Source organism: Marinimicrobium sp. UBA4209 (assembly GCF_002381585.1).
GTDB lineage: Bacteria > Pseudomonadota > Gammaproteobacteria > Pseudomonadales > Cellvibrionaceae > Marinimicrobium > Marinimicrobium koreense.
Genome location: NZ_DFTP01000094.1, coordinates 100,672 through 103,628, shown reverse-complemented (window position 1 = coordinate 103,628; position 2,957 = coordinate 100,672). Strand labels below are relative to the sequence as shown.

The following is a 2,957-nucleotide window of genomic DNA, read 5'->3' as shown; positions in this document are numbered from 1 at the left end:
GGACAGATACAAGGGTGGATAAGGGCGATAGCCCGTCATCCACCGCTTGGCTTCCTTTCCACGCTACGTCTTCTGAAAATCGATCACTATCTTAAACGTCACAGATCTTGATCGCCGCTTTCAATGACTCAACCTTCTCCTCATCCGTCGCCCGCGCCGGAATAAATTCCTGGGCCACGTACCCTTTGAAATCCACCTCCTGAATGGCCCGCATGATTGCCGGATAGTACAGCTCCTGGGAGTCGTCAATCTCGTGACGTCCCGGTACCCCGGCGGTGTGGTAGTGGCCGAAATATTGATGGTTGTCGCGAATGGTACGGATGATGTCACCTTCCATGATCTGCATATGATAGATATCGTAAAGCAGTTTGAAGTTTGGTGAATCCAGCCGCTTACACAGTTCAATACCCCAGGCCGAGCTGTCACACAGATAATCGGGATGGTCCACCTTACTGTTGAACAACTCCATCTGCAGCACAACGCCGCGCTTCTCGGCCTGTGCCAGAACTTTCTTCAAGCCTGTGACGGCGGCTTTCAGACCATCTTCCGGGTCCATGCCCCGAGCGTTACCGCTGAAACAGATCAGGTTGGTGTAACCCGCGTCGCTGACCAGATCAATGTGCTTACGATAGCTTTCGATCAGGGCACTGTGGTGCTCGGCATTACCAAACCCTTCCTCAAGGCTAAGCTCGGCACCGTTACACATGGACGAGTCCACCCCATGCTTTTTGAGAATGTGCCACTCCTTGGGGCCGATCAGGTCGATGGCCGAAAAGCCGATTCGTTTGACCAACTGGCAGAGTTCCTCCACGGAGAGGAAATCGTAGGTCCACCGTGCCACCGAGTGGCGAATATTACCCTTGAGCTGATGAGATTGTCCGTGGTGGTCGGCCAGTGCCCGGGGTCCCAGAGCGCTCAGGCTGGTAACGCCAAAAGCGCTGGCGACGGCACCGCGCAGCAGGGCGCGGCGGTTGAGAGAGTCAGTCATGGTTACAGTCCTCTTATGGTTTTGTTGTGGTTACCCCTCAGCGGCGCTGAAGCGTAATTTTCTGAATCGGATTGACCGAATTGTGTTCCTTGTGTCGCTGAATAAGACGGTTCAGCTGGAAGAGGGAGGTCAGCATGCTGTTCATGGCCATCAGGTAACCCCGTTTCTGGAGTTCCAGCAGTTCTTTGTCAGACAGCGACGATAACCTGTCCTGATCCAGTGTGTACAGTCCTTCAAGAGTTCGGCTCTTACCGTCTTTGTACAGCACGGTGATACTGATGGGCTGAATGAGGTTCAGCCCATTGAGGTGTTGGCAGAAAGCCCGGGTGGCCGCAGCGCCGGAGAGGTCTTCATGCAGGGCATTTTCGATTGCTTTGAGATAGTCCGTCGGCTGGCCTTGATCGTCGTAAAGTCCGGCTCCGGAATCCGAAAGGTCTTCAGCCCGAACCGCGAGGCTGACGCCTTCTGGGCCGTCGGCTCTGGTGAGCCGCACCGGGTAGGTCCGAATGGACAAAGGCGTATAGACGCCCTGCCATCCCTCATCACCCACAAAAAGGTTGGATTCCGGCTCAAGGGACGTCAGTGCAGTGATATCCCATTCTCCGAACTGGGGGTCTTTGGTGATCAGCACCGGAAAACAGCAGCCCGCGTTTCCGACCTCGGGAACCCTTAGTCGAACCACCTGGGCCTGGCGAAAATCATTGATCGCGCGCCGGGTATCTATAAACCGGTGCTTATGCTCTGAGGGTGATAGTGGAATCAATGTTGACATTGTAACTCCGGGAATCGATGAGTGTTCAGTCAGGCGGCCTGGCCCAACCAGCGGTCGATCAGGTCGCGGTGGCTCGGCAGCGAATCCAGAAGCTGCCGGGTAAGCTGTTGATTGCGGGTGAAGACCTGCTGGGCCAGTCGCTGTTGATCATACAGCCAGGCCTGACTGGAGAAGTCGGGTCTGAAGCCCATGCCATAAAGAACATACTGATAGCTGGCGGCGGGGAACAGCTCCAGAGCGCTGTCAAAGTCCGCGGTCTGGGGCCCACGGGTTGCCCAGACCGCAAGATCCTCCTTAAGGCTGTCGGGAATGCTGGCCGGGTCCCGGTGCGCCTTCCAGTATGACTCGGGGCGATCGTTCAGCATGTAGTGCAGCTTCAGGAAATCGATGATTCGCTGCCAGCGGTAGGCCATTGCCTGGTTGAACCGTTTCTCCATGATGGCCATGGTGTGGCGGTCGGCCGGCAGATTTTCAGAAATGAAACGGGCCGACAGTTCAACCAGCATGATGGCGGTGGCTTCCAGGGGCTCGACAAATCCGGCGGACATGCCGACGGCAACACAATTTTTTTTCCACCAGCAGGCCCGGTGGCCAGATGAGAACTTGATGACTCTGGAATCTGCCTTGGACTCGCTCAGGTCAAGATGCTGACGCAGGGTAAACTCGGCTTCGTCTTCGCTGATAAAATCACTGGAAAAAACATGGCCTGTGCCGCGGCGATGCGTCAACCCGATATCCCAAATCCAGCCGGCCGCTTTGGCAGTGGCCAGGGTGTGGCAGGGGATGGGACTGCGCTCGTCCGGGTAAGGCGCCTGTACGGCAATTGCGCGATCATTGAACAGGATTGAATCCATCGGCTTGAAGGGAACACCCAGTGCCTGCCCCAGGAGTCTGGACGCAAAGCCCGTGCAATCGACAAAAAAGTCTCCTTCCAGTTTCCCTGTCTGCTCCAGGGTGATCGCGTCGATAAATCCGTCACTTGACAGGGACACGTTCGACACTGTGTCAACGAGATGATGGACTCCCAGTTCATCCGTGGCGTGTTGCTTGAGTAGCTCGGCGAACTCGCCGGCATCCAGGTGATAGGCGTAATTGCAGGGCCCCTGGAAATCGGGGTCCGTCAGGGCTCTCGGCCCCAACCCCGCCTCACAGATGTGATGTTGAAAATTCGTTTCCGGCGCGCGATCAATGATTTTC

3 protein-coding genes are annotated in these 2,957 nt (G+C 56.1%); all 3 read right to left on the bottom strand.

The features are described 5' to 3' along the window. Positions 1-91 precede the first annotated feature (91 nt). A complete protein-coding gene (locus tag B3187_RS13990) occupies positions 92-988 on the bottom strand; it encodes a hydroxypyruvate isomerase family protein (RefSeq protein ID WP_286807092.1) in 897 nt (298 codons plus the stop codon). Between the two features lie 37 nt (positions 989-1,025). Next, positions 1,026-1,760 carry a SapC family protein gene (locus tag B3187_RS13985; protein ID WP_286807091.1) on the bottom strand — a complete coding sequence of 245 codons (735 nt, stop codon included), beginning with the start codon at positions 1,758-1,760 and terminating at the stop codon, positions 1,026-1,028. Between the two features lie 29 nt (positions 1,761-1,789). Then, the coding region (locus B3187_RS13980; RefSeq protein ID WP_286807090.1) for a tryptophan 7-halogenase at positions 1,790-2,957 on the bottom strand (1,168 nt) is incomplete at its 5' end.

Excerpts from the sequence above, each read along its gene's own strand:
- B3187_RS13985 (WP_286807091.1), bottom strand. The coding sequence starts at position 1,760 with ATGTCAACATTGATTCCACTATCACCCTCAGAGCATAAGCACCGGTTT.
- B3187_RS13990 (WP_286807092.1), bottom strand. The coding sequence starts at position 988 with ATGACTGACTCTCTCAACCGCCGCGCCCTGCTGCGCGGTGCCGTCGCC.